This window comes from Brevundimonas sp. EU05-FHT14B11, assembly GCF_058790835.1.
This window is the reverse complement of the sequence record NZ_JBYTCY010000001.1, coordinates 161,131-187,072: the sequence shown is the minus strand read 5'-3', so window position 1 is coordinate 187,072 and position 25,942 is coordinate 161,131. Positions and strand designations below refer to the sequence as shown.

Below are 25,942 nucleotides of genomic sequence, written 5' to 3'. Positions count from 1 at the left end.
GCGCTAGGTTCCGCGCGCCTTCCCGCGCCCAGACAAGCATCAGAGAGACCCCATGGCCGAAGCCGCATCCTATGACGTCGTCATCATCGGGGGCGGTCCCGGCGGCTACAACGCCGCCATCCGCGCCGGCCAGCTGGGTCTGAAGGTCGCCTGCATCGAGATGCGCGAGACGCTGGGCGGCACCTGCCTGAACGTCGGCTGCATGCCGTCCAAGGCGCTGCTGCACGCTTCCGAGCTGTTCGAGGTCGCGGGCAAGGAGTTCTCCACGCTCGGCATCGATGTCGGAACGCCCAAGGTCAACCTGCCGCAGATGATGAAGCAGAAGGCCGACAGCGTCGGCGCCCTGACCAAGGGCATCGAATTCCTGTTCAAGAAGAACAAGGCCGACTGGATCAAGGGCAAGGGCAAGATCACCGGTCCGGGCACGGTCGAGGTGACCGCCGCCGACGGGACCGTCACGACCCTGACCGCCAAGGACATCGTCGTCGCCACGGGCTCCGAGCCCACGCCGCTGCCGGGCGTGGACTTCGTCGAGGGCAAGGTCATCGATTCCACCGGCGCCCTGTCGTTGCCGGCCGTTCCGAAACACCTGATCGTGGTCGGCGCCGGCGTCATCGGCCTTGAGCTCGGTTCGGTCTGGCGCCGTCTGGGCGCCGAGGTCACCGTGGTCGAGTTCCTCGACAAGGTCGGCGCCGGCATGGACGCCGAGGTCGCCACCGCCTTCCAGCGCGGCCTGACCAAACAGGGCATGACCTTCAAGATGGGGACCAAGGTCACCTCGGCGAAGACCGCCAAGGACGGCGTCGTCCTGACGCTGGAGCCCGCCGCCGGCGGAACCGCCGAGACCCTGACGGGCGACGTGGTTCTGGTCGCCATCGGTCGTCGTCCCTACACCGCCGGTCTGGGCCTGGAGACGGTCGGCATCGAGACCGACAAGCGCGGTTTCCTCAACAACGACCACCTGAAGGCCGGCAAGGACGGGATCTGGGTCATCGGCGACGTGACCCACGGCCCGATGCTGGCGCACAAGGCGGAAGAAGAAGCCGTCGCCGTGATCGAATACATCGCCGGCAAGGCGGGGCACGTCGACTACGACCTGGTCCCCAGCGTCATCTACACCAGCCCCGAAGTGGCCTGGGTCGGAAAGACCGAGGAGCAGCTCAAGGCCGCGGGCGTCGAGTTCAAGAAGGGCAAATTCCCCTTCACCGCCAACAGCCGCGCCAAGATCAACCACGAGACCGAGGGCTTCGTGAAGGTGCTGGCCGATGCGAAGACCGACAAGGTGCTCGGCGTGCACATCTTCGGCCCGCAGGCGGGAGAGCTAATCGGCGAGGCTTGCATCGCCATGGCCTTCGGCGCCGCCTCGGAAGACATCGCCCGCACCTGCCACGCCCACCCGACCCGGTCGGAAGCGGTCAAACAGGCCGCCATGGGCGTCGACAACTGGACCATGCAGGCCTGACGCTCCAGCGCCCCGGGGCCGGCGCGAGCCGACCTGGGGGCCGTCGACCGATTTCGCCCTAGAGCAGCAACTCGTCCTCGATGGTGCGTGTCGTCCGACGACGCAGGCCCTCGAAGTTCACGGTGTTCGCGGTGAAGTCCAGGGTGACCTGGCGGAACCGGCCCAGCAGGTCGGCGCCGATCAGCAGGGCCGGGCGGTCCGCCAGCTGCAGCGTCTCGAAACAGTGCAGGTCGGCGAACAGCAGCGGCGTCGTGCCGAGGCGCGAGCGGCCCAGTCGGATCTGATCCACCCTGGCGAGGTCGGCGGACAAGGTCTGGCCCGTCACGCCGTAGAGGGGCACGGGACGGGACAGGGCGGCGCCGTCGGGACGACGCGCGGCGACCGCCCGGCGTAGCGCATTATTGCCGATCGAATATTGCGCGCCGCTGTCGACGAAGGCGGCGGTCGGCAGGCCTTCGACCAAGGTCTCGGTCAGGATCAACTGACCGAACCGGCCGCGCACCGAGTGAATCCCGGCCTGCCGGATGCGGGAGCCGGTCGACATCTGCTCGCCGCCCATCAACACGCGTATGCCGCGCGCGCTCATAAAGACGGACTGGTGCTCGATGTTGAAGGCGAGCCGGAACCGGCCCAGCACATCCAGGCCCAGCAGGCCGTCGGCGCCCAGCTGTTCGCGCGGAATGACGGGGCATCGCAGATTTCGGAAGCCGAGCCCGCTCAGCGTGAGGCGATCCACCTGAACGCTGTCGGTCCGGGCCGCCGCGGTGATGCCGTGCACCATCAGCGGCTCGCGGGCCGGCAGCGCCAGCCGCGCGGCGACGGTGTCGGCGACCGCGGTCGATCCGGCGCCGGTGTCGATCACGAAGCTCAAGGGGCCCTGACCGTTGATCGTCACCTCGGCGGCGATCCGCGTGAACAGATTGGCCTGCACCGAGATGGGCGACGGAGCGTCGGCGGGCGGTTGCTGAGGCCGGTCCTGGGTTCGGGCGAAGGCGGCGGGGGCGGCCGTCGCCCCGGCGACGCCCGCCGCGCCCAGAGCGATCAGCAGATCGCGGCGCGGGAGAATCGGCGTGGGATATGAGGTCAGCGGCGTTTCCCCTTATCTTTTTTATTTTTCCCGCACTCTAGGCACCGTTCGCGCGCCGTGGCGAGTCCGTGTTCTCTCAAGCCCTGGGGTGGGCCGCCGCATAGGCGTCGAGCAGGCGGGCGGCGTCGACGGCGGTGTATTTCTGGGTCGTCGACAGACTGGCGTGGCCCAGCAGTTGCTGGATCGAACGCAGGTCGGCTCCGGCGCCCAGCAGATGGGTCGCGAAGCTGTGACGCAGCGCATGGGGCGTGACGCCGGCGGGCAGGCCCAAGCGGCCGCGTAGACGCTGCATCGCCGCCTGAACCTGACGCGGTCCCAAAGGCCCGCCGCGACGGGCGCGGAACAGGGCGTCCGACGGCTCCAGCGGCCAGGGCAGGAGGGCCAGATAGGCGTCGACCGCCGCGCGCACGGCGGGCAGCACCGGAGCCATCCGGGTCTTGTCGCCCTTGCCCGTGATCCTGAGGGTCTCGGGCAGGGGGACGTCGGCCCGGATCAGGGACAGGCCCTCCGAAATCCGCAGCCCGCAACCGTACAGCAGGGTCAGCACGGCCCGGTCCCGGGCGGCCTCCCACGGCTCGGCGTCCGGATCGGCCTGCGTCTCCTCCAGCAGGCCGCGCGCCTGATCCTCGGTGACAGGCCGGGGCAAGGTGGGCTTCAGGCGGGGGCCGCGCACCAGGGCCAGCTGCGGCGCGGGCGTATCCAGCCGCCGGTCGAGGAAGCTGTGGAAGGCGCGGATGGCCGACAGGGTCTGGCTGATCGACCGGGCGTTCAGGGGATGATCGCCGGATCGGCGCTCGGCCAGATGGGCGCGAACTTCCGCCGCCGTGATCGCCCCCAGGTCCGCCAATCCCTGCGGCTCGCCCCGATGGCGTTCCAGGAAGGCCAGATAGAGCCGCCCGATATGGCCGTAGGCTTCCAGCGTCCGGGGCGACAGCCGCCGCTCATGGGCCAGATGCTCCAGCCAGGCGGACAGGGCTTCGGAGGCGGTCAGCTGAGAATGGGCCATCGTTCGGCCGTGCGTTCGACCACCCGGGCGATAAAGGCCACCAGTTCGCAGCCCATATTGGGGGTGAAGCCGTCCTCTTCCGGCGAGCCGAAGGCGCACAGGGCGTGACGGCCCGGCGTCTCGGACCCCGGGAATTGCGGGGCCATGCGGATCAGGGCGACCGACCGGACCTCGTCCTCGGCCGCGCTGAACAGGCCCAGGCCGTCGAAATTCGGGCCCAGCCAGGTCAGGCCGTGGTCGCCGAGCAGGGCGTCGACGCCGCCGACCTCCAGCGCCTTCCAGCCGAACGGCACGCCGCCGGGCTTCTCCATGGCGATGGCCGCGCCGGCAAGGCCGAAACGCCCTTGCGCCACCGCGTCGAGGCGGCGGGCGAGATCGGAGGGATTGCGCGCCTCCATCAGGTCCAGCGCCGCGACATGGGTCTGGGTCTGGGCGGCGAAATTGGCGCGGGCCACAGCCTCGATGCGCTTGCGGGCGTCCGCCTCGCGCTCGGCTGCCTCTTCCAGCTTCGTCAGGGCGGCGCGGCCGAACTCGACCACATTGCGCCCATGCGGCTTCAGGCCGATCTCCTCCAGCAGGGACCGGTCGTCCAGCAGGGTCTGGGGATGGGCCTGCAGCCAGGCGCGGATGTCCGGCCAGTGCGGCTCTTCAGGCTTCGCAGAGAGGTCGGGTGAAACGCTCACAAACCTCTCCTCGAGGCGGTACTTAGAGAATGGAGCGTTCTGGGAGTTGTCGATCCCTACAGGATCGACTGGCCGGTCTTGCCCCAGTCCGCCAGGAAGGCATCAAGCCCCTTGTCGGTTAACGGGTGTTTGACCAGCGCCTTGAAAGTGTCCGCCGGCAGGGTCGCGGCGTCGGCGCCGGCGAGCGCGGCGGCCGAGACGTGGTTCGGATTGCGCAGCGATGCGGCCAGGATTTCGGTTTCGAAGCCGTGGATGTCGTACAGGGTGCGGATCTCTTCCAGCAGCGCGATGCCGTCGGCGCCGTGGTCTTCCAGACGGCCGACGAAGGGCGAGATGAAAGTCGCACCGGCCTTGGCGGCCAGCATGGCCTGGGCGGCGGAGAAGCACAGGGTGACGTTGGTCTTGACGCCCTTGTCCGAGAAGACCCGAGCGGCGCGCAGCCCGTCCCACGTCAGCGGCAGCTTCACCACCACGTTCGGGGCGATGGCGGCCAGCTTGTCGCCTTCCTTGACCATGGTCTCGAAATCGGTCGCCACGGCCTCGGCGGAGATCGGCCCCTCGACCAGGGCGCAGATTTCAGCGATGACCTCGGCGATGTTGCGCCCGGACTTTGCAATCAGCGTGGGATTGGTGGTCACGCCGTCCACCATTCCGGTGGGCAGCAGGTCCTTGATGACGGCGACGTCGGCGGTGTCGAGGAAGAGTTTCATGGGCGGGCTTTTAGCGGAGAGGGGAGCGCGGTGAAAGTCGCATCCGTCCTGATTCCGCTGCCGGTGCCCGAGGCCTTCGACTACGAGATCCCCGACGGCGTCGAGGTGGTGCGGGGTGATCAGGTGGCCGTGCCGCTGGGGCCGCGCCTGATCCGGGGCGTCGTGTCGGAAGCGCGAGAGACCACGGGGACCAATCGTCGGCTCAAGGCCATCGATCATGTTCTGGACGAGCCGCGCCTGCCCGAACGCACCGTGAACTTCGTCGAATGGGCGGCGCGCTGGACTCTGAGCGCGCCCGGCGAGATGGCCTCGGCGGCCCTGAAGGGCCTGCGCGCGCCGCGGCCCCGGCCCGAGCGCCGGGTGCGCCGGGTCGGCGACCGGTCGCCTGTCCGCCCCACGCCGGCGCGCACGGCGGTGCTGGAGGCGCTGGGCCGAAAGTCCATGCCCGGCCCTGATCTGGCGCGGGCGGCGGGCGTCTCGTCCGGCGTCGTGAAGGGCCTGCTGGACGAGGGCGTGCTGGAGACGATCGAGATCGAGGCGATCGCCGCCTTCGACCCGCCCGATCCGGACCATGCGCCGGCGACGCTAAATCCGGATCAGGCCGCCGCCGCCGAGGCCGTGGCCGACGCCGTGACGGCCGGCGGCTTCGTCCCCTTCCTGCTGGACGGGGTCACCGGCTCGGGCAAGACCGAGGCCTATCTGGAGGCCGCCGCCCGCGCCCTGAAGGCCGATCCGGCGGCGCAGGTCCTGATCCTGCTGCCCGAGATCGCCCTGACCCAGGCCTTGATCGAGCGCATCGCGACCCGCTTCGGCGCCGCGCCCGCCGAATGGCATTCCGGCGTCGCCCCGCCCCGCCGCCGTCAGGTCTGGGAGGCGGTGCAGGCCGGTCGTTGCAACATCGTGGTCGGCGCGCGCTCGGCCCTGTTCCTGCCCTACGCCAACCTGCGCCTGATCGTGGTCGATGAAGAACACGACGGCTCGTTCAAGCAGGAGGATGGGCTGGTCTATCACGGCCGCGACCTCGCCGTGGCCCGGGCGCGGATCGAGGGGGCGACGGTGGTGCTGGCCTCGGCCACGCCGTCGCTGGAGACCCTGTGGAACGCCCACCAGGGCCGCTATCGCTGGCTGAAGCTGGCCGCGCGGCACGGGGCGGCGGTGCTGCCGGACATCGCCCTGCTGGACCTGCGCGCCGCGCCGCCTGACCCCCAGACCTGGCTGTCCCAACCGCTGCGAGAGGCTATAGGCGAGACCCTGGCCCGGGGGGAGCAGACCCTGCTGTTCCTCAACCGGCGCGGCTACGCCCCGGTGGTCCTGTGCCGCGTCTGCGGTCACCGCCTGACCGCGCCCGACACCGACAGCTGGCTGGTCGAGCACCGCTACACCGGACGGCTGGTCTGCCACCTGACCGGCTTTTCCATGCTGCGGCCCAAGTTCTGTCCGTCCTGCGGCGCCGAGGACTCGCTGGTGTCGGTCGGACCAGGCGTCGAACGGGTCGAGGAGGAGGTGCGCAACTTGTTCCCGCAGGCGCGCACGGCAGTGTTCAGTTCCGACACCGTGCCCGACGGCAAATCGGCCCGCGCCCTGATCCAGTCGATGGCCGAGGGCGAGATCGACATCCTTGTGGCCACCCAGGCGGCGGCGAAGGGGCACAACTTCCCCCACCTGACCCTGGTCGGGGTGGTGGACGCCGACCTGGGCCTGCGCGGCGGTGATCTGCGGGCGGCCGAGCGGACCTTCCAGCTGCTGACGCAGGCCACGGGCCGGGCGGGGCGGGCGGACAAGCCGGGCAGGGCCCTGCTGCAGACCTGGACGCCGGAGCATCCAGTGCTGCAGGCGCTGGCGGCGGGCGATCGCGACGGCTTCGTCGACGCCGAGATGGCCGAGCGCGAGGCGGCGTCCCTGCCGCCCTACGGCCGGCTGGCGGCGATCATCCTGTCGGGCGAAAATCCCCAGGCGGTCGAAAAGGTGGCCCGGGACCTGGCCGAGAACATTCCCAACGCCGAGCGGCTGGAGGTCTATGGCCCGGCCGACGCGCCGCTGGCGCTGGTGCGCGGCCGCCGACGCAAGCGGCTGCTGGTCCGCGCCGACCGCGATGTCGACCTGCAGGGCTTCCTGCGGGTGTGGCTCAGCCGGGTGAAGGTGCCGGCGTCCGTCAGGCTCAATGTTGACGTGGACCCGTATAGTTTCCTGTAGGGCGCTATCGCTCGCTGTTTGAGCGCGTTCTCCCTCCCCCTTGTGGGGAGGGATGTCGGCGCGAAGCGACGACAGGGTGGGGTATGTCTGACGTTGCTCGTCCGTGCGGCGGTTCCCCACCCGTCTGTCGCTGCGCGACAGCCACCCTCCCCAAAAGGGGAGGGAGAAGCGAGGTCAGCGCGGTCCGGTGAGCTTGATCTCGAACAGGCTGGGCCAGTTCTTGCCTGTGACGAACAGGCGGCGGCCGACAGGATCCCAGGCGATGCCGTTCAGCACGTCGTCGCGAGGATCCATGCCCGTGCGGTCGGGCAGCAGGCCGGTCAGGTCGATGACGCCCTTCACCACGCCCGTCGCCGGGTCGATGCGGACGATGAAGTCGGTCTGCCAGATGTTGGCGAAGACCTCGCCCTCGACCCATTCCAGCTCGTTCAGCTTGCCGAGCCGATGGCCGTCCAGCGTGACCTCGACCTGGCCGGTCTGGACCAGGGTGCGGCCGTCGAGGAAGCGCAGGCGCGGCGCGCCGTCGGACAGGATCAGGCGCTCGCCGTCGGTGGTCAGGCCCCAGCCTTCGCCGTCATAGGCGAACTCGCCGCGGGGGCTCAGGTCGGCGGGGTCCCAGATGAAGCCCTTGCCGTCGGTCCAGGTCAGGGTCAGCAGCCGTCCGTTCAGCTCCGTCAGCCCCTCGCCGAAGATGGCCGGGTCGAGGACGCGCCGCTGCAGCACGGCCCCGTCCTCCAGCCGCACCTTGCGGATGGTCGAGGGGGAGCGGCCGGTGCTTTCGTACAGGGCGCCGTCCCGCCAGATCAGGCCCTGGGTGAAGGCATGGGGGTCATGGGGATAGGTGCGCACCACCTCGAAGCCGTAGTGGGGCGTCGCGGTGGGCGCGGGGGCGGCCCGGACGGCGGGCGCGGCCTGTTGGGCCAACGCCGCCGCGGGCGCCGAAGCGAGCAGGGCGGCGGCGAAAAGGATCAGCCGCCGCATGCTCAGACTCCGGGCTCGGCCGTCTCGGCCTTGTTCAACTGGGCCTGTCGGGCCGCGAGGGCCGCCTCCTTCTTTTTGGCGGAGGCCCGGCTGAGCATGTTCAGGCCCTCGACCAGGGCCGAGAAGGCCATGGCGGCGTAGATGTAACCCTTGGGCACGTGAACGCCGAAGCCGTCGGCGATCAGCACGGCGCCGATCATCAGCAGGAAGCCCAGCGCCAGCATGACCACGGTCGGGTTCTTGTCGATGAACTCGGCCAGCGGGTCGGCGGCCAGCAGCATGGTCAGGACGGCGACGACGACGGCGATCATCATGACCACGACATGGTCGGTCATGCCGACGGCGGTCAGGATCGAATCGATCGAGAAGACCAGGTCCAGCAGGATGATCTGGAAGATGGCCGCGCCGACATTGTTGATGACCACGTCCTTCTTGTCCTTCTCCAGAAGGTCATGGGACGGGGTGGTGTCGGTGGCGTGGTGGATTTCCTTGGTGGCTTTCCAGATCAGGAACAGGCCGCCCGCGATCAGGATCAGGTCGCGCCAGCTGAAGGCGGTGTCGAACGCGGGCTCGCCGTGGCTGTTGAGCGCGCCATGGATGCCGAGGTCGAAGACCGGCGCGGTCAGGCCGACGATCCAGCCGATGGTGGCCAGCAGGCCCAGTCGCATGACCAGGGCCAGGCCGATGCCGATGCGGCGGGTGCGCTGGCGATGCTCGGGCGGCAGTTTGTTCGACAGGATCGAGATGAAGATCAGATTGTCGATGCCGAGCACCACCTCCATCACCACCAGGGTGATGAGCGCCGCCCAGACGGTCGGATCGGTGAAGAAGACGGAGAAGTCGAACATCGGTGGGGATTTTCCTGGAGCGTAACGCTGAAACTCATCTGTAGCGGTGCAGTTGCGGGTGCGGCAATGCGGCGGGATGTGGCGGCCTGTCTCGGTTGCGGCGGAACGGCAGGGGTGCTATCAGGCGCCCGGCTGAACCGGAGGATGCGTCGCAAGGCGCGTCCCCGGTGTGCTTTCTTCAAGCATTTCATGCCTTTGATCGACGCGGACACGCGGCCGGTCGACCAACCCGAACGCTAACCCGCGCGGACTTTATAAGTGGCTGACGATTTCAGAACGACGGAAGTCGGCGAGCGCTATGCACAGGCGCTGTTCGACCTGGCAGACGAGACGGGCGTCCTGGACGCCGTGCGAGCGGATCTGAAGTCCCTGCGCGCCGCCTGGGCGGAGAGCGCGGACCTGCGCCGCCTGGCCACTTCGCCGGTGATCGCCGCCGAAGACCAGGGCAAGGGCCTGACCGCCATCGCCGACAAGGCGAAGTTCAACGCCGTGACCAAGAATTTCCTCGGCCTGCTGGCCCAGAACGGCCGCGCCCGCGACCTGACGGGCGTGATCGCGGGCTTTGAGGCGCTGTACGCGAAGAAGACAGGCGTCGTCGCCGCCGAGGTCGTGTCCGCCCAGACGCTGACCGCCGCCCAGCTCAAGACCATCCAGACCACGCTCCGCACCTCGCTGGGCAAGGATCCGGAACTGACGGCCCGCGTCGACCCGGCGATCCTGGGCGGCCTGAAGGTCAAGGTCGGCTCGAAGCTGTTCGACGCCTCGCTGAAGACCAAGCTCGACCAGATGAAGTTTGCCCTCAAGCGCGCGTAAGCGCGCACCGACAACAAGAATGCAGCGCGCCTGACGGCCCGCCCTGAGACGAAGACAGAGAGATCCAAATGGACATCCGCGCCGCCGAGATTTCGGCCATCCTCAAGTCGCAGATCGCCAACTTCGGCGTGGAAGCGGACGTTTCGGACGTCGGCCAGGTGCTGTCGGTCGGCGACGGCATCGCCCGCATCCACGGTCTGGACAACGTCCAGGCCGGCGAAATGATCGAGTTCCCGAAGGCCGGCGTGAAGGGCATGGCCCTGAACCTGGAGCGCGACAACGTCGGCGCGGTTATCTTCGGCGCCGACACCGCCATTGCGGAAGGCGACGAAGTCCGCCGCCTGGGCGAGATCGTGGACGTTCCGGTCGGCAAGGGCCTGCTGGGCCGCGTCGTTAACCCGCTGGGCGAGCCGATCGACGGCAAGGGCCCGATCCAGTTCACCGAGCGCCGCCGCGTGGACGTGAAGGCCCCGGGCATCATCCCGCGCAAGTCGGTGCACGAGCCGATGCAGACCGGCCTGAAGGCCATCGACACCCTGATCCCCGTCGGCCGCGGCCAGCGCGAACTGATCATCGGCGACCGTCAGGTCGGCAAGACCGCCGTCGCCATCGACACCATCCTGAACCAGAAGTCGGTCAACGCTTCGGACGACGAGTCCGCCAAGCTGTACTGCATCTATGTGGCCATCGGTCAGAAGCGCTCGACCGTCGCCCAGATCGTGAAGACGCTCGAAGAAGCCGGCGCGCTGGAATACACCATCGTCGTGGCCGCCACGGCGTCGGAACCGGCCCCGCTGCAGTTCCTGGCCCCGTTCGCCGGCACCGCCATGGGCGAGTATTTCCGCGACAACGGCATGCACGGCCTGATCGTCTATGACGACCTTTCCAAGCAGGCCGTCGCCTATCGCCAGATGTCGCTGCTGCTGCGCCGTCCGCCGGGCCGCGAAGCCTACCCGGGCGACGTCTTCTACCTGCACAGCCGCCTGCTGGAGCGTTCGGCCAAGCTGAACGCTGACAACGGCTCGGGCTCGCTGACCGCCCTGCCGCTGATCGAGACCCAGGCCAACGACGTTTCGGCCTACATCCCGACCAACGTGATTTCGATCACCGACGGCCAGATCTTCCTGGAATCCGACCTGTTCTACCAGGGCATCCGCCCGGCCGTGAACGTCGGCATCTCGGTGTCGCGCGTGGGCTCCTCGGCCCAGACCAAGGCGATGAAGAAGGTCGCCGGCACCATCAAGGGCGAGCTGGCCCAGTACCGTGAAATGGCCGCCTTCGCGAAGTTCGGCTCGGACCTGGACGCCTCGACCCAGAAGCTGCTGGCCCGCGGCGCGCGTCTGACCGAGCTGCTGAAGCAGCCGCAATACAGCCCGCTGACCATGGAAGAGCAGGTCGTGTCGGTCTACGCCGGCACCCGCGGTTACCTGGATACGGTCGCCGTCGGCGACATCGGCCGCTTTGAGTCGGAGCTGCTGGCCCGCGTGAAGTCGTCGAACCCGGGTCTGCTGGAAGGCATCCGCACCAAGAAGGACCTCACCGCCGAGCTCGAAGCCGAGCTGAAGTCGGTGCTGGAAGCCTTCACCAAGACCTTCGCCTGAGACCGGACCGGATAGCGAGAAAGTAGCGCCGGATGGCCAGCCTCAAGGAAATGCGCAATCGGATCGACAGCGTGAAGTCCACGCAGAAGATCACGAAAGCCCTGAACATGGTCGCCGCGGCCAAGCTGAAGCGCGCCCAGGACCAGGCTGAAAGCGCCCGTCCGTACGCCAAGAAGATGGCCGCCGTGATCGCCAATCTGGCGGCCGGCGTGTCCGGCGACGGTGCGCCCAAGCTGCTGGCCGGCACGGGCAAGGACCAAAAGCACCTGGTCGTGGTCGCCACCGGCGACAAGGGTCTGGCGGGTGGTTTCAACACCAACGTCATCCGCGCCGCCAAGGAACGCATCAACGGCTTGATCGCCGCCGGCAAGGACGTCCGCATCGTCGCCGTGGGCCGCAAGGTTCGCGACGGCCTGTCGCGCCTGTACGGCGACAAGCTGATCCGCACCTTCGAGATGTCGGACCACAAGATCGTCGGCCTTCCCGCCGCCGAGCCGATCGCCGCTCTGATCGCGGAGGAATTCGAAGCCGGCAACGCCGACGTCGTGACCCTGTTCTACAGCCGCTTCCAATCGGTCATCTCGCAGGTGCCGACGCCTAAGCAGCTGATCCCGGCGGTCGTCGACGGCGACGCCGAGCCGATCAACCTGAACGGCGCCGTCTACGACTACGAGCCCTCGGAAGAGGAAATCCTCGACGTCGTCCTGCCGCGCAACATCACGACCCAGGTGCTGGCCGCGCTGTACGAGAACCAGGCCAGCTTCTTCGGCGCCCAGATGGGCGCCATGGACAACGCCACCCGCAACGCGGGCGACCTCATCAATGCCCTGACCCTGCAGTACAACCGCAAGCGCCAGGCCCAGATCACCACCGAACTGATCGAGATCATCGCCGGCGCTGAAGCGCTCTGATCCGACTCCCGCACAGACAAGACTTTCCGAACGGAACGAACCGATGACCGACACCGCCGCCCCGAAGAAACCCGCCGCCAAGAAGCCCGCCGCCCCGAAGGCTCCGGCCGCCGCGAAGACGCCCGCCGCCGCCCAGGCCACGGCTGCTGTCGCCACCGGCCGCATCTCTCAGGTCATCGGCGCCGTCGTCGACGTTGAGTTCGACGGCCACCTGCCGGCCATCCTGAACGCCCTGACGACCCAGAACATCGACCAGAAGACGGGCGAGCCCTTCACCCTGGTTCTGGAAGTCGCCCAGCACCTCGGCGAGAACGTGGTCCGCACGATCGCCATGGACACCTCGGAAGGCCTGACGCGCGGCCAGCCGGTGACCGACACGGGCACCTCCATCCTGGCGCCGGTCGGCCCGGGCACGCTCGGCCGCATCATGAACGTCGTCGGCGCGCCGATCGACGAACAGGGCCCGATCAAGACCACCATGTACCGCCCGATCCACCGCGAGGCGCCGTCGTTCGAGGAGCAGTCGACCTCGTCGGAAATCCTGGTCACGGGCATCAAGGTCATCGACCTGATGTGCCCCTACACCAAGGGCGGCAAGACCGGCCTGTTCGGCGGCGCCGGCGTCGGCAAGACCGTCACCATGCAGGAGCTGATCAACAACATCGCCAAGGCGTACGGCGGTTACTCGGTTCTGGCCGGCGTGGGTGAGCGCACCCGTGAAGGCAACGACCTGTACCACGAGATGATCGAGTCCAACGTGAACGTGGACCCGGCCAAGAACGGCGGTTCGACCGAGGGCTCCAAATGCGCCCTGGTCTACGGTCAGATGAACGAGCCCCCCGGCGCCCGCGCCCGCGTCGCCCTGACCGGCCTGGCCCAGGCCGAGTACTTCCGCGACGAGGAAGGCAAGGACGTGCTGCTGTTCGTCGACAACATCTTCCGCTTCACGCAGGCCGGTTCGGAAATGTCGGCTCTGCTGGGCCGCATCCCGTCGGCCGTGGGCTATCAGCCGACGCTGGCCACCGAGATGGGCAACCTGCAGGAGCGCATCACCTCGACGAAGAAGGGCTCGATCACCTCGATCCAGGCCATCTACGTTCCCGCCGACGACCTGACCGACCCGGCGCCCGCCGCCTCGTTCGCCCACTTGGACGCCAAGACCGTTCTGAGCCGCGACATCGCCGCCCAGGCCATCTTCCCGGCCGTGGACCCGCTGGACTCGACCTCGCGGATCATGGACCCGCTGGTCATCGGCGAGGAGCACTACCGCGTCGCCCGTTCGGTCCAGGAAGTCCTGCAGTCCTACAAGGCGCTGAAGGACATCATCGCCATCCTGGGCATGGACGAGCTGTCGGAAGAGGACAAGCTGGTCGTCTCGCGCGCCCGCAAGATCTCGCGCTTCCTGTCGCAGCCGTTCTTCGTGGCCGAGCAGTTCACCAACTCGCCCGGCAAGTTCGTCTCGCTGGAAGACACGATCCGCTCGTTCAAGGGCATCGTGGCCGGTGAATACGACCACCTGCCGGAAGCGGCCTTCTACATGGTCGGCGCCATCGAGGAAGCCGTCGAGAAGGCCCAGAAGCTGGCCGCGGAAGCCTGATCATGGCCGGCAAGCTGAGCTTCTCCCTCGTCTCGCCTGAACGCGAGGTCTTCGCGGGCCTCGTGGACCAGGTCGACGCGCCGGGCGTCGAGGGCGACTTCGGCGTCCTGGCTGACCACGCGCCCTTCATGACCGCCCTGCGCGAAGGCGTGGTCACGGTCATCGACGGCGGTTCGCGCCGTCAGTTCGAGGTGCACGGCGGTTTCGCCGACGTGACCCCGGCCGGCCTGACCATCTTGGCCGAAAAAGCCTCGGAAGTGGCCGCGGCCTGATCGGCCCCGCAAATCTGATCTGAATATCCGGCGGACGCCCAGCGCGTCCGCCGGATTTTTCTTGTTCGCCCCGGCTCTTGACCCCCGCGCCCGGCGCCCTAGATAGCCCCAGCAAGACGAGGCCACGTCCTCGCCCCCGCGCTCCGGCGCCGGGTCAAGTCCGGGACGGCCCGGCCCTTTGCGAGGAGGGCCGCAACCCATGGCCTGGATCTATCTTCTCATCGCCGGCCTGCTCGAGATCGTGTGGGCCTATTTCATGAAGCAATCGCACGGCTTCACCCGCCTGTGGCCCAGTGTCGCCACGCTCGGCTTCATGACCGTCAGCTTCGCCCTGCTGTCCATCTCCATGAAGACCCTGCCCATGGGTACGGCCTACGTGATGTGGACCGGCATCGGCGCGGTCGGGGCCTTCGTCGTCGGCGTGGTCCTGCTGGGCGAGCAGATCAACCCGCTGCGCATCCTGGCGGCGGTGCTGGTGCTCTCGGGCCTGGTGCTGTTCCGCCTGGCGCCGGGCGGCGGCGCGCACTGACGTTGCGGTGGGACGGAGCGGGTGTCAGGGTCTCCACAGGGAGGCCCCGATGCTCGAACTCCGTCCCAACTGCGAATGCTGCGACCGCGATCTGCCGTTCGATAGCGCTGACGCCCGAATCTGCACCTTTGAGTGCACCTTCTGCGCCGACTGCGTGGAGACGCGGCTGAAGGGCGTGTGCCCGAACTGCGGCGGCGGGTTCGCGGCCCGACCGATCCGGCCCGCGCATCTGCTGGCGAAATATCCGGCCTCCACCGCGCGGGTGCTCAAGCCCGAGGGCTGTGCGGCGGCCTAGATCAGCAAGGCCGCGAAGGTCGACACCACCTGCTCATAGGCCGCCCGCTTGAACGGCACGATCAGGTCGGGCGCCTCGTCCAGACGGCCCCAGCGCCAGGCGTCGAACTCGATCTCGTCGTGTTGCTCCAGGTCGATCTCGGACTCCGCGCCGGTGAAGCGGAAGGCGAACCATTTCTGCTTCTGGCCCTTCCAGCCGCGGGCCTGCTTCGAGCCGCCGTAGCCTTCGGGAAAATCATAGGCGACCCATTGACTGATCTCGCCGATCAGTTCCGCCGAGACCACGCCGGTCTCCTCGGCCAGTTCGCGGCGGGCGGCGGTCTCATAGTCCTCGCCGTCATCCACGCCGCCCTGCGGGAACTGCCAGTTATGGGGTTCCGGCGTCCCGGCCCGCCGCCCGTACCAGACGCGTCCGTCCGGATGGAACAGCACGACGCCGACGTTGGGGCGGTAGAGGGACAGGTCGGTCATGGGGCCCGAGGCAATAGGGAATTGGCAGTGGGCTTTGTAGCAGGTCGTTCGGCCGCGGCCCTACGGCCTTACCGTCCCGGCCGCTGCGTCATCGCGCTCGCCGGAGCCAGCTGCAGTCCGCGCGCTTCCAGGCCGGCGGTCCAGCGGGCCACGGCCTCGACCGTCACCGGATAGCTGAAGCCCGTGCCCATAGCCTGCCCGCGCGCCTTGGCGAGGGCCTCCAGCGCGTTCAGCTGGCCGACGATGGAGGCCGGGGTCTGTTCCTCGTCGATGACGCGGTTGGCGCTGGCGCGGGCCCAGGCGCCCGGCTTGCGGCTCATGGAGCCGTCGTCGATGAAGGCGAGGCCGCGCGCGCGCAGCATGCCCATGAAGGCGTTCATGCCCTCGTCCGAGGTCTGGAAGCGGTCGCCCAGATAGTTGGTCACGGCGAAATAGCCGGTGGCGCGGCTGAGCAGCCAGTTCATCTTGGCCGTCACATCGGCGGCGTCGGCCGAGGACAGCAGGGTGTAGGGGCCGGGATCGTTCGACGGATAGCCGGTGGGCTCCATCGGCATCTCGATCATCACCTCGTGGCCCTGGGCGCGGGCCAGGTCGATCCAGCCCTGTAGGCCCTCGGCATAGGGGACGAAGCTCAGCGTCACCTCGGCGGGCAGGCGCTCGATGGCGGCGCGGGTGGTCACGGCGTTGAGGCCGAGACCGCCGACCACCACGGCCACGCGCGGGCGGCCGTTGGCGCTGAACGGGCGGGCGTAGGCCTGGGCGGGCACGCGGCCGTCGCTGGCGATGCGCGGCAGGACGCCGTCCGGGCCCGGCTGGTGCAGGCCGGCGATGGGCGCCTGGGTCAGCGGCTGGGCGGCGATGCGCGGGGCGGTCACCGGCGCGCCGTCGCCCGACACGCTGGCGCCGTCGGGCAGGGTGATCATGGCCTGGCCCATGGCCGACGGATCCAGCGTCCCGTCGCCGGCCATCAGGTCCTCGTAGGCCCCGCCGTTCATCGAGAAGGCGTCCAGGCCGGACGGGGCGGGCGCGCCGGCGGCGGCCTCCCGCTTCAGGGTGGCGCGGGCCGAGGGCGCGCCGGCGCGCGGATCGCCCAGCACGGTGATGAACAGGGCGGCGGCGGCGAGCAGCAGCAGGCCCGCGCCGGCGACGGCGACCGGCGGCTTCTTCAGCAGGCGGCCGAGCGGCGCGAGGCGGTCGCGCAAAGGAATCTTCACCGGCGGAGCTCCGGCGGTGGCGGCGAGGGCGGACTGGCGCTTGGCGAACATGGACAGGTGAGCACGCTCGATGGGCGGGACCCGCGCACGCGGACCCCTTCGAGGCTCACATTGCCGAGCGCCGGTTAAGAAACCCTAACGGCGCGTTAGCCATGTGGGAGCTTATTCGCCGGGGCTTCCCGCCGCGCCGTTGTCGGCCAGCACCGTGCCGGGCGCCGAGGTGACGATGCCCTCCGGGGCCGCCGCCAGCCGGGTCAGCTGACCGCCCGCGCGAAGCACGTCGAAGGCGCGCTCCAGCTGGTAGTCCTTGTCCTTGTCATAGGCCTCGCCCGGGGCCTCGTGCGGCACGTGGGCGCCCTTGCGTTCGGCCCCGATGGAGGCGTCCAGCGCCGTGGCGTAGGCCGCCTCGGAATAGATGAAGCTTGAGCGCGAGATGATGCGCGCCTCGGCTTCCGAACGGGCCACTTCAAGGTCCGGCTCGATGCCGATCTTCTGGATCGAGGCGCCGGACGGCGTGTAGTAGCGGGCGGTGGTGATCGACAGGGCGCCGTCGGCGCCGTTGCGCAGCGGGATCACCGTCTGCACCGAACCCTTGCCGAAGCTGGTCAGGCCCACGACCGTGGCGCGCTGGTGGTCCTTCAGGGCGCCGGCGACGATTTCCGAAGCCGAGGCCGAGCCGTAGTTGATCAGCACCACCAGCGGCAGGCCGTTGGTCAGGTCGCCCGGGGTCGCGGCGTAGCGCTGGATCTGGTCCGGCTTGCGCCCGCGCTGGCTGACGATCTCGCCACGTTCCAGGAAGGCGTCCGACACGGCGATGGCCGCGTCCAGCAGGCCGCCGCCGTTGTTGCGCAGGTCGAGGACATAGCCCTTCAGCGCCGGGTTCTCGGTCTTGAGCTTCGCGATCGTCTCGCTGAGTTCGCGGCCCGTGTTCTCGTTGAAGGTCGAGACGCGCAGATAGCCGAAATCGCCCTCGACGCGGCCGGTGACGGATTCGATGCGGATGACCTCGCGGGTCAGGGTCACTTCGCGCGGCTCCTCGCCGTCACGCAGGAAGGTGACCTTGATCGTGGTGCCCACGGCGCCGCGCAGCTTGTCGGAAACCTGGCTGACGGTCAGGCCCGAGGCGCTCTGGCCGTCGATGGCCGAGATGACGTCGCCGGCGTTGACGCCCGCACGGGCGGCGGGGCCGCCATCCATCGGCGAGATGATCTTCACCAGCCCGCCTTCCGACGAGATGGTCAGGCCGACGCCCGAATAGTGGCCCTCGGTCCGCTCGCGCAGATCGCCGTAGCCTTCCGGCGGCAGATAGTTGGAGTGGGGGTCCAGCGCCCCCATCATGCCCTGCAGCGCCGCCTCGATCAGCTTCTTATCGTCGACCGGCACGACATAGGCCTGCTCGACAATGCCCAGCACGTCGCCGAACAGGCCGATCATGCGGAAGGCTTCGTTGCGCGGGGTCTGACCGGCGGCGGTCGCGGCCCCCAGGCCGACCACGGTGGCGGCGGCGGCGCCGATCATCAGCAGCTTGCGCATTCGTCTTCTTCTCAGCGGACCGGGGAGGCGGTCTTACAGGGCGGCAGTTAGGTCCCGGGCGACGACGAAATCGTGGCCGATCCGGAGACGGTCGATAAAATCAGCGTCATCAGCGGATGGGAAGCGGATTCGCCCGTTCGGAGCCCGACCGGAGTCAATTCAACCACGGCGCCGGATCGACCGCGCGTTCGTCGCGCCGCAGCTCGAACCAGACCTCTCCGTCGGGGGCGGTGCGGCCCACGGCCTGGCCGTCCGAGACCCGGGTCCCGGTCTCGACCGAGACCTCGTCCAGCCCGGCGATGACCGCGCGCCAACCGGGGCCCAGGTCGACGATCACCACCTGTCCCCAACCCGACAGCGGGCCGGCGAAGACCACGCGTCCGGCCGCGGGGGCGCGGGCCTCCAGCTGGTTTGCGCTCCAGCGCCATCCGTTCGAGCCGCGTCCGAAACGGGTCGAGGGCGCGCCTTCGACCGGGGCGGTCAGGCGGCTGCGCCCCGCGGGCAGGCGGGCCACCGTCGTCGGCGCGTCGGTCTCCGGCGCGGGCACGGCGGCGCCGAGCGCGTTCAGCCGGGCTTCCAGCGCACGCCCGGCCCGTTCCGCCTGCACGGCCTCGGCGCGCAACACCGCCTGCAGCGCCGCCTTGCGCGCCGACAGGCTTTCGATCTCGCCGCGCCGGTCGCCCCGCGCGCTCTCGGTCGTGAACAGCTGCTCGCTGTTCAGGGCCGCCAGCCGCCGGATGCGGGTCAGCTCGGCCTGCTGATCCGCCAGGGCCTTGGCCCGGCTTTGCAACTCGGGGGCGATGGCGCGTAGCAGGATGGAGGCCCGCACCGCGTCCACCGCCTCGTCGGCGGGCACCAGCAGGGGGGGCGGCGGCTTGCGGCTCATCATCTGCAGGGCCGACAGCAGCCGCGCCTGCCGCCCGCGCGCCAGCGCCAGGCGCGCGACCAGCTCGCTCTCGCGCTGACCCAGTTCGCGCAATCGCGCCCGCTGGGCGGCGATCAGCTGGTCGTCGGCGCTGACGGCGGCGGTCAGGCGGCCCAGCTCGCGTTCCAGGGTTCCGATCTCGGCCGCCGCGTCGTCGGCCTCGGCCCTCAGGCGGCGGGCGCGGGCCTGCTCGTCGCGGAACTCAGCCTGCAGGCGCGCGACTTCGCCCCGTTCCTGCGGCGCCGCGGCGGCGACGGGCAGGGCGATCAGGCCGACCATGGCGATGGCGATCAGGGGACGCATCAGACCATTTTTGCTTCGGGTTGCTCCAATCCGAATCCAAAAAATGGTCCGGCATAACTCTGGAGCGAAATCTGAGCCCGGATGCTGCGCATCCAAACCGATTTCGCTCTAGTCCCTATGGTAAGGCGATCCGGCCAGGATGGTCACGGCGCGATACAGCTGCTCCGCCAGCATCGCCCGCGCCAGCGCGTGCGGCCAGGTCTGGGGGCCGAAGGCCAGGGTCGATCCCGCGGCTTCGCGCACGCTGGCGTCCAGTCCGTCGGCTCCGCCGATGGCGAACACCAGCCGCCGCTCGCCCCGGTCCCGGAGCAGGGCGATATGGTCGGCGAAGGCGCGGCTGGAGAAGGTCTTGCCGCGTTCGTCGCAGGCGATCAGGTGCGCGCCCTCGGCGGCTTTGAGGATCAGCTCGGCTTCGAGCGCCTTACCCGGCTTGCGGGGCTCCAGATCGATCAGCTCCAGCGGCCCGAGACCCAGCGCCCGGCCCGCCAGGGTGGCGCGCTGGGCGTAGTCCTCGGCCAGCATGGCTTCAGGCCCGCGTCCCGGCTTGCCGATCGCGATGACGCCCAGCTTCATGGTCGGATCAGGGGATCAGGCGCGGCTGTCGGTGCGGTGGCCGCTCTCGACCGACCAGATCTTCTCGATGTTGTAGAAGGCGCGCACTTCCGGGCGGAACAGGTGGACGATCACGTCGCCGCCATCCAGCAGCACCCAGTCACAGTGCGGCAGGCCGGAAACCTTGACCTTGCCCAGGCCCTTTTCCTTCATCAGCCGCTGCAGGTGGTCGGCCAGGGCGCCGACGTGGCGGTGCGAGCGGCCCGAAGCCACGATCATGGCGTCGGACATGGGGCTCTTGCCGCGCAGGTCGATCAGGACGATGTCCTGCGCCTTGTCATCGTCAAGCTTGCCCAGGATGGCGTTCTCGAGGTCCGTCAGGCCGACGGGGAGGGGAGCCTGCTGACCGTCTTCGGAGTGGACGGGTTCGATCTCGTCCATCTCGTGCGCCGTGTTGGAGACGGCGTCATCGTGCGCGTCATACGCGGTAGAGGGGGTCAGCGGAGGGCTCCGGGGGTCGTTACTAAAGCGGCAGTCTAGCACGGACGGCCCCCGCCGTCACGCACCGCGGCTCTTGGCGGCCGCGCGCAGCGCCGTGGACGAGCGCGGATTGAGCGGCGCGGTCAGATAGGTCCAGGCCGGAGCTTCCATCGACGACAGCAGTCGGGCCTTCTGGGCGGGCACGCGGGCGTCGGCGAAACGGGCCGACGCCGGTGCGGTGCGGCTGTCCAGCATCGAGCCCGGACGAGCGATCACCGCCACCGGCATCAGCCGCATGATGTCCGTCCAGCCGCGCCATTTGTGGAAGCTGGCCAGGTTGTCCGAGCCCATCAGCCAGACGAAATTCACCCCCGGATGGCGGGCGACGAGGGCGCGCAGGGTGTCGATGGTCCACTGGGTGCCCAACCGCGTCTCGACATCGGAGACGATCATCGACGGGCCGGAGGCCGCCAGCCGGGCCGCCTGTCCGGCGGAGGCCATGCGCTCGGCCAGCGGGGCGCTGTCGCGGGCGTCCTTAAGGGGGTTCTGCGGCGACACCAGCCAGATCACCCGATCCAGCCCCAGCCGCCGCAGGGCCGTTTCGGCGACATGGGCGTGACCGTCGTGGGCGGGATTGAACGAGCCGCCGAACAGGCCGACCGACATGCCGGGGCGCAGGTCCAGGCCGTCGCGCAGCGCGCCCCTGCGGGGGCCGGCGATCTTCGGCGCGGGACCGGCGTGGAAGAAGGGCAAGGCGGGCTCGCGCGACTTATGCTCATCCGCGCCCTAACACGCGGGATCGTCCGTGTCGCCTCAGTTTCGTCGTTGCCCCCCGATGCTGACAGCAGGGTGGCGGCAGCCCCGGCGCAGGTTCGGTCCCTACAGGGAGGACTCCATGACTGACGCATCGCTTCGCCCCGGCCGCCGGGGCGTCCTGAAAGCCGCCGCCGGCCTCGCCGCCGCGCCCGCCCTGGTCGCCGTTCCCGCGCGCGCCCAGGTCCCGGCGCGCGCGGGCGAGTTCGACTTCCTGTCCGGCGAATGGCGTATCCGGAACCGGCGCCTCAAGGCTCCGGGCGACTGGGACGAGTTCGACGGCGAGGCGACCTGCTGGAGCATGCTGGGCGGCGTGGCCAGCGTCGAGGAGCTGCGCATCCCGGCGAGGGATTTCAGCGGCATGGGGCTGCGCACGCTCGACGCCGCCAACGGCGTCTGGCTGGACTACTGGATGAACGCCAGGACCGGCGTGCCCGGATCGACCGGCACGCCCGGCCGTTTCGTGGACGGCGTCGGCGATTTCGACGCCGCCGAGACCGACGGTCAGGGACCGGTCATCTACCGCGGCTGCTGGGACCAGATCACCGCCACGAGCTGCCGCTGGCGTCAGGGCGCCTCCCGCGACGGTGGCGCGACCTGGGACTGGAACTGGATCATGCAGTGGAGCCGGGTCGCCTAGATCCTGTCAGCCGGCGAACCCGGCGCAGTGCGGCTGCATGTGCGCCTCGTACTCCACCAGGCTGCCGATCTCGGCTTCCTCGCGCAGCGCCTCGACCCGGTCGCGGTCCTCGATCTCGTTCGGCTCCCAGCGGCCGGGGCCCGTGCAGCGCCCCTGGGTGCCGTAGCGCTGCGGCCGGTTCTCGCTGACGGCGATCCGGTCCCAGAGATAGGCGTAGTTGCCGCGCGTGACCTCGCCCGATGCGACCAGCGGCTCCATCAGGGCCAGCACGTGCCGCTGGAAGTCGCGATCACGGTCGGCGTGCTGGGCCATCAGCCAGGCCGAGCTCGAGGCTCGTTCGCCCGTGGCTGAGATCGTGAACCAGCCGTTGGCCGCCACATCGGCCTTCAGCCAGGCGGTGTTGTCACGGTCGGTCAGGCAGGTGGCTCGCATCAGGCGTGACATCACCCGCCCCTTGGCGCCGGGGCTCAGTTCGCCCCAAACCTGCGGGCCGCCGGTCCAGCTGTGGCGGTACAGCTGGTCGCGCGCGGTCCGGCGCAGCAGCTCCCGCGACCGCGGACTGGTCTCGCTCTCGAGTTGCGCATAGCGGTCCGAGACCCATTTGAACGGCTCTTCGGTGGCGACCTGGCCGTGTTCGATCCCCTCGGCGAACAGGTCCCATTTCGCCCAGGCCTCGGCCGCCGCCGCGCGATCGTCGTCGAAAGCCGCCGGGTCCGCCGCGATCATGGCGGCGGCGAGGTTGGCCTGGAGTTCGGCCTCCGCCTCTGACAGGCAGCGGCCGTTTCCGTCGATCACGGCGCCACGGAAGACGGCGTCGGACAAGGCGCTGAGGTCAGCGCCCTCAGCCTTCAGCGCCATGTAGTCGAAGGCTCTCGCGGCGTCGGCGTCCTCGGCCAACGCCGCGAGGGCCGGAGTCAGTTGCGGCGGCGTCTGCGTGGGCGCGCTCTGGAACCCGGAAAGGATCATACAGACCGCCATGGCGGCGACCGTCAGCGCAGCGTGTCGAACCATCGAAGAGCCCCTCATTCTCCTTTGGGAGAACAGGGGCGTTTCAAGGCAGGATCAAGGCGCCCAGCCGCCGGGGGTCTCGACCACGCCCTCGTCCTCGTCGTCCACCCGGGTCAGCTCGCCGCGCGTCTTGCGCACCTCGTTCCAGGCCGCGCGCAGAAGCGGGGTCACGCCCTCGCCGGACACGCCGGACACCAGGAACGGTCGCTTGCCCGATACGGCCTCCAGCTCGGCGGCCTTGGCGTCGCGCTCTTCCGGCGACAAGGCGTCGATCTTGTTCAACGCCAGCAATTCCGTCTTGTCGGCCAGGCCCTCGCCGTAGGCGTCCAGCTCGCCGCGGATGATCCGGTATGCTCCGGCCACGTCCTCCTGCGTCCCGTCGATCAGGTGGATCAGCGAGGCCGAGCGTTCGACGTGGCCCAGGAAGCGGGTGCCCAGACCCGCGCCCTCGTTGGCGCCCTCGATCAGGCCCGGGATGTCGGCGATGACGAAACGCTCGGTGGGCGACAGGTCGACCATGCCCAGGTTGGGCACCAGAGTCGTGAACGGATAGTCGGCGATTTTGGGCTTGGCCGCGCTGGCGGCTGACAGGAAGGTCGACTTGCCCGCGTTGGGCAGGCCCGCCAGACCGATGTCTGCGATCAGCTTCAACCGCAGCCAGATCCAGCGCTCCTGGCCTTCCTGGCCCGGATTGGCGTAGGTCGGCGCCTGGTTGGACGGTCCCTTGAACCGGGTATTGCCCCAGCCGCCGTTGCCGCCCTTGAGCAGCATCTCGGTCTTGCCGGCGTAATCCATGTCCAGCAGGACCGTCTCCTTGTCCTCGTCCAGCACCTGGGTGCCGACCGGGACCTTCAGGATCACGTCCTCGCCCTTGCCGCCGTGCATCTGGCGGCCCTGGCCGTGGTGACCGGTCTGGGCCTTGAAATGCTGCTGGTAGCGGAAGTCGATCAGGGTGTTCAGGCCGTCCATGGCCGTGATCCAGACGTTGCCGCCGTGGCCGCCGTCGCCGCCGTCCGGCCCGCCGTTGGGAATGAACTTTTCGCGGCGGAACGAAACGGAGCCCCCGCCGCCGTTGCCGGAGCGGATATAGATCTTGGCCTGGTCGAGAAACTTCATCGGCGGCTTATGCCGCAAGAGAGCGGCGATTTACAGGCGGCGCGCATCACCTCACCCTCCACGGGGTGAAGATCTCGTCCGAAAGCCTGATGAACATGCTGACGCCGCTGAAGGCGGCGGACACGGCGCGTGAGGATCGGCTCAAGGCCGCGGCCGAGGCGAGGCTGCGCGACGCCAGGGCCGCCTCCGAGACGCTTCGGGCGAAGAGCAGCCAGGCCTCGGAAGAGCGCAAGGCCGCGGCGCGCCAGAAGATCGAACAGCTGAAGGCGCGGCTGCAGATGCTGCGCTCCATGGCCGGGGTCGATCCGAAGGGCACAGCGCGGATCGCGGCCCAGATCGCGCGCGAACTGGGCGCGGCGGTCAAGGAATATGCGGCGGCGGGCGGCGTGACCTCCGGCGTGGGGGTGGGCGGCGCGCCGGCGGCTCCGGTCTCGGGCTCCGACGCGGCCGGAGCCCAGGGCGATGCGGCCGCCGGTGGCGAGGGCTCGCCCGTCGCCTCCGGAGAGCAGACCCCGACGGGCGAAACGCAGGCCGGCGAGACCGACGCCGGCAAGGGGGATGCGGGCAAGGCCGCCAATCCCTATCAACAGGCCATCGACGAGCAGAAGGCGCAGGTCGCCGACATGGCCCGCCGCAGCGGCCAGCAGCAGGCCGACAGTGAGTTGATGGCCGATGTCCGCAAGATGGCCGCCGAGCTGAAGGCCCTGGTCCGCGCCGCCACCGAGCGCGCCAAGGCCGGCAAGGACGACGACGCCATGTCGCCGCAGGAAGCCGCCGAACTGGACAAGGCTGTCGCCGAAATGGATCGCCAGGTCGGACAGGCCGGCGCCGATCTGGGCGGCGGCCTGGTGTCGCTGATTGTCTAGAGGACGCCGATTCCCTTCAGCCAGGTCTCGACCAGGCCGGGCCAGACGGTATCGGGGCTCTCGTTACGCCTCAGGCCGAAGGCGTGCCCGCCCCTGGCGAACAGATGCACCTCCGCCGGCACCTCGGCGGCGTCGAGCGCCCGGGCGTAGAGGGTGCTGTTGCAGATGTCGTCCACCGGGTCGTCCCAGGCCTGCAACAGGAAAGTCGGCGGGGTCCGCCCGGTGACGCGGAGGCCCGGATCCATCGCGCCGCCGCGACGGCAGATGTGGCCGGGGAAGAAGGCGATGGCGAAGTCCGGGCGGCTGCTGATCCGGTCGGCCGCGTCGACCGGCGTGTAGGCGGGCTCGAAGATGTTGCTGGTCTGGGCGACCAGATACCCGCCGGCCGAGAAGCCCATGACGCCGATTTTGTCGGGATCGATCTGCAGTTCGGCCGCCCGGGCGCGAACCAGCCGGATGGTGCGCTGGGCGTCCTGCAGCGCGCGCGGCACGTCTGGCGTGATGCTGCAGCGGCACTCCGGGTTCCAGTAGTGGTTGCTGCCCGGGACGCGGTATTTGGACAGGATGCAGGTAATCCCTTTCGAGGTGATCCAGCCGCAGATCTCCGTGCCTTCGATGGTCAGGACGACGGCGCGGAAGCCGCCGCCCGGGAAGACCACGATGGCGGCGCCGGTGTTGCGGCCCTTGGGCGGAAAGACCGTCATGGTCGGAACGGAGACGTCGAGGACGGCCTGCGAGGTCATGCCGCCGATGGCGTCCGGCGTGTGCCTGGTCAGGACGCTTTCGGGCGGCTGGGTCATGCCGGCCATGTCCGGCGCGACGCCGGGCCAGATGGGGGTCTGTATCAGGCCCTCCGGCTGCCGCCAGACGCCGATGCGGGTTCCGATCTCTTGGGCCGCCGGCGGCGCCGGATCGGGCTCCGCCTCCGGTTTCCCGGTGCAGGCGAACGCGCCTGCGGCGGCGGCCAGCAGGAACGTCACGATCAGGATCACTCTCGGTCTGGACATCGGCGCGCCTCCCCGTGCCGGGAAAGC

Annotated in this window: 27 protein-coding genes; 11 read left to right on the top strand and 16 right to left on the bottom strand. The window is 69.4% G+C overall.

What is annotated here, in order from left to right; genetic code table 11:
- Positions 1-52 precede the first annotated feature (52 nt).
- Positions 53-1,462: a dihydrolipoyl dehydrogenase gene (gene lpdA, locus AC3WRV_RS00985; RefSeq protein ID WP_492311819.1), complete on the top strand. Its 1,410-nt coding sequence runs from the start codon at positions 53-55 to the stop codon at positions 1,460-1,462.
- A 58-nt stretch (positions 1,463-1,520) separates the two neighbouring features.
- Here the strand turns inward: lpdA and AC3WRV_RS00980 are convergent, their stop codons facing one another.
- From AC3WRV_RS00980 to fsa, 4 genes are all read right to left on the bottom strand, one after another.
- Positions 1,521-2,393, bottom strand: a complete 873-nt coding sequence (locus tag AC3WRV_RS00980; protein ID WP_291835340.1) for a retropepsin-like aspartic protease — start codon at positions 2,391-2,393, stop codon at positions 1,521-1,523.
- 232 nt (positions 2,394-2,625) lie between these two features.
- On the bottom strand, positions 2,626-3,555 hold the full coding sequence (locus AC3WRV_RS00975) for a tyrosine recombinase XerC (RefSeq protein ID WP_492311818.1): 930 nt from the start codon (positions 3,553-3,555) through the stop codon (positions 2,626-2,628).
- Positions 3,537-4,238 (bottom strand): DUF484 family protein, encoded by a 702-nt coding sequence (locus tag AC3WRV_RS00970; protein ID WP_492311817.1) that lies wholly within the window; start codon positions 4,236-4,238, stop codon positions 3,537-3,539. Before AC3WRV_RS00970 ends, AC3WRV_RS00975 begins: the two co-directional genes overlap by 19 nt.
- Before the next feature lie 56 nt (positions 4,239-4,294).
- Entirely contained in the window at positions 4,295-4,948 is a 654-nt protein-coding gene (gene fsa, locus AC3WRV_RS00965) for a fructose-6-phosphate aldolase (protein WP_492311816.1), read from the bottom strand.
- Between the two features lie 30 nt (positions 4,949-4,978).
- Here fsa and AC3WRV_RS00960 point away from each other — a divergent pair, with 30 nt between their 5' ends.
- On the top strand, positions 4,979-7,141 hold the full coding sequence (locus AC3WRV_RS00960; protein ID WP_492311815.1) for a primosomal protein N': 2,163 nt from the start codon (positions 4,979-4,981) through the stop codon (positions 7,139-7,141).
- Positions 7,142-7,315: 174 nt separating this feature from the next.
- On the opposite strand, the gene AC3WRV_RS00955 is transcribed toward AC3WRV_RS00960, so the two are convergent.
- On the bottom strand, positions 7,316-8,122 hold the full coding sequence (locus tag AC3WRV_RS00955) for a glutaminyl-peptide cyclotransferase (RefSeq protein ID WP_492311814.1): 807 nt from the start codon (positions 8,120-8,122) through the stop codon (positions 7,316-7,318).
- Positions 8,123-8,124: 2 nt separating this feature from the next.
- Positions 8,125-8,970, bottom strand: a complete 846-nt coding sequence (locus AC3WRV_RS00950) for a TerC family protein (protein WP_291836906.1) — start codon at positions 8,968-8,970, stop codon at positions 8,125-8,127.
- 258 nt (positions 8,971-9,228) lie between these two features.
- Here AC3WRV_RS00950 and AC3WRV_RS00945 point away from each other — a divergent pair, with 258 nt between their 5' ends.
- From AC3WRV_RS00945 to AC3WRV_RS00915, 7 genes are all read left to right on the top strand, one after another.
- Entirely contained in the window at positions 9,229-9,783 is a 555-nt protein-coding gene (locus tag AC3WRV_RS00945; RefSeq protein ID WP_492311813.1) for a F0F1 ATP synthase subunit delta, read from the top strand.
- 68 nt (positions 9,784-9,851) lie between these two features.
- On the top strand, positions 9,852-11,384 hold the full coding sequence (atpA, locus tag AC3WRV_RS00940; RefSeq protein ID WP_291836902.1) for a F0F1 ATP synthase subunit alpha: 1,533 nt from the start codon (positions 9,852-9,854) through the stop codon (positions 11,382-11,384).
- A gap of 32 nt (positions 11,385-11,416) precedes the next feature.
- Entirely contained in the window at positions 11,417-12,295 is an 879-nt protein-coding gene (locus tag AC3WRV_RS00935) for a F0F1 ATP synthase subunit gamma (RefSeq protein WP_492311812.1), read from the top strand.
- A gap of 43 nt (positions 12,296-12,338) precedes the next feature.
- On the top strand, positions 12,339-13,892 hold the full coding sequence (gene atpD / locus AC3WRV_RS00930; protein ID WP_291836898.1) for a F0F1 ATP synthase subunit beta: 1,554 nt from the start codon (positions 12,339-12,341) through the stop codon (positions 13,890-13,892).
- Between the two features lie 2 nt (positions 13,893-13,894).
- Positions 13,895-14,164: an ATP synthase F1 subunit epsilon gene (locus AC3WRV_RS00925; RefSeq protein ID WP_291836897.1), complete on the top strand. Its 270-nt coding sequence runs from the start codon at positions 13,895-13,897 to the stop codon at positions 14,162-14,164.
- Positions 14,165-14,363: 199 nt separating this feature from the next.
- Positions 14,364-14,693, top strand: coding sequence for a DMT family transporter (locus AC3WRV_RS00920; RefSeq protein ID WP_291836895.1), 330 nt, complete (start codon positions 14,364-14,366; stop codon positions 14,691-14,693).
- A gap of 49 nt (positions 14,694-14,742) precedes the next feature.
- Complete coding sequence (locus tag AC3WRV_RS00915) at positions 14,743-14,988, top strand: DUF1272 domain-containing protein (protein WP_492311811.1); 246 nt, start codon at positions 14,743-14,745, stop codon at positions 14,986-14,988.
- Here the strand turns inward: AC3WRV_RS00915 and AC3WRV_RS00910 are convergent.
- The 7 genes from AC3WRV_RS00910 to AC3WRV_RS00880 all read right to left on the bottom strand — a co-directional run bounded on the left by AC3WRV_RS00910 (position 14,985) and on the right by AC3WRV_RS00880 (position 21,218).
- The gene (locus AC3WRV_RS00910; RefSeq protein WP_291836891.1) at positions 14,985-15,458 is read right to left on the bottom strand and encodes an RNA pyrophosphohydrolase; all 474 of its coding nucleotides are present in this window, start codon (positions 15,456-15,458) and stop codon (positions 14,985-14,987) included. The two genes, AC3WRV_RS00915 and AC3WRV_RS00910, sit on opposite strands and share 4 nt — an antisense overlap.
- 68 nt (positions 15,459-15,526) lie before the next feature.
- Entirely contained in the window at positions 15,527-16,723 is a 1,197-nt protein-coding gene (locus tag AC3WRV_RS00905) for a divergent polysaccharide deacetylase family protein (protein ID WP_492311810.1), read from the bottom strand.
- A gap of 111 nt (positions 16,724-16,834) precedes the next feature.
- Entirely contained in the window at positions 16,835-18,205 is a 1,371-nt protein-coding gene (locus tag AC3WRV_RS00900) for a S41 family peptidase (protein ID WP_291840026.1), read from the bottom strand.
- Between the two features lie 154 nt (positions 18,206-18,359).
- Positions 18,360-19,433: a murein hydrolase activator EnvC family protein gene (locus tag AC3WRV_RS00895; protein WP_492311809.1), complete on the bottom strand. Its 1,074-nt coding sequence runs from the start codon at positions 19,431-19,433 to the stop codon at positions 18,360-18,362.
- A gap of 108 nt (positions 19,434-19,541) precedes the next feature.
- The gene (gene rlmH, locus AC3WRV_RS00890) at positions 19,542-20,006 is read right to left on the bottom strand and encodes a 23S rRNA (pseudouridine(1915)-N(3))-methyltransferase RlmH (protein WP_492311808.1); all 465 of its coding nucleotides are present in this window, start codon (positions 20,004-20,006) and stop codon (positions 19,542-19,544) included.
- A gap of 15 nt (positions 20,007-20,021) precedes the next feature.
- Positions 20,022-20,426 carry a ribosome silencing factor gene (rsfS, locus tag AC3WRV_RS00885; RefSeq protein WP_291840035.1) on the bottom strand — a complete coding sequence of 135 codons (405 nt, stop codon included), beginning with the start codon at positions 20,424-20,426 and terminating at the stop codon, positions 20,022-20,024.
- Between the two features lie 117 nt (positions 20,427-20,543).
- On the bottom strand, positions 20,544-21,218 hold the full coding sequence (locus AC3WRV_RS00880; RefSeq protein ID WP_492311807.1) for a nicotinate-nucleotide adenylyltransferase: 675 nt from the start codon (positions 21,216-21,218) through the stop codon (positions 20,544-20,546).
- 142 nt (positions 21,219-21,360) lie between these two features.
- On the opposite strand from AC3WRV_RS00880, the gene AC3WRV_RS00875 reads away from it, so the two are divergent.
- A complete protein-coding gene (locus AC3WRV_RS00875) occupies positions 21,361-21,918 on the top strand; it encodes a DUF1579 domain-containing protein (protein ID WP_492311806.1) in 558 nt (185 codons plus the stop codon).
- Positions 21,919-21,924: 6 nt separating this feature from the next.
- Here the strand turns inward: AC3WRV_RS00875 and AC3WRV_RS00870 are convergent, their stop codons facing one another.
- Both AC3WRV_RS00870 and obgE read right to left on the bottom strand, forming a co-directional pair.
- The gene (locus AC3WRV_RS00870) at positions 21,925-22,929 is read right to left on the bottom strand and encodes a DUF6624 domain-containing protein (RefSeq protein ID WP_492311805.1); all 1,005 of its coding nucleotides are present in this window, start codon (positions 22,927-22,929) and stop codon (positions 21,925-21,927) included.
- A 51-nt stretch (positions 22,930-22,980) separates the two neighbouring features.
- A complete protein-coding gene (gene obgE / locus AC3WRV_RS00865; RefSeq protein WP_291836916.1) occupies positions 22,981-24,042 on the bottom strand; it encodes a GTPase ObgE in 1,062 nt (353 codons plus the stop codon).
- Positions 24,043-24,131: 89 nt separating this feature from the next.
- On the opposite strand from obgE, the gene AC3WRV_RS00860 reads away from it, so the two are divergent.
- Entirely contained in the window at positions 24,132-24,908 is a 777-nt protein-coding gene (locus AC3WRV_RS00860; protein ID WP_492311804.1) for a hypothetical protein, read from the top strand.
- Here AC3WRV_RS00860 and AC3WRV_RS00855 read toward each other — a convergent pair.
- A complete protein-coding gene (locus AC3WRV_RS00855; protein WP_492311803.1) occupies positions 24,905-25,915 on the bottom strand; it encodes an alpha/beta hydrolase in 1,011 nt (336 codons plus the stop codon). The two genes, AC3WRV_RS00860 and AC3WRV_RS00855, sit on opposite strands and share 4 nt — an antisense overlap.
- Positions 25,916-25,942 lie beyond the last annotated feature (27 nt).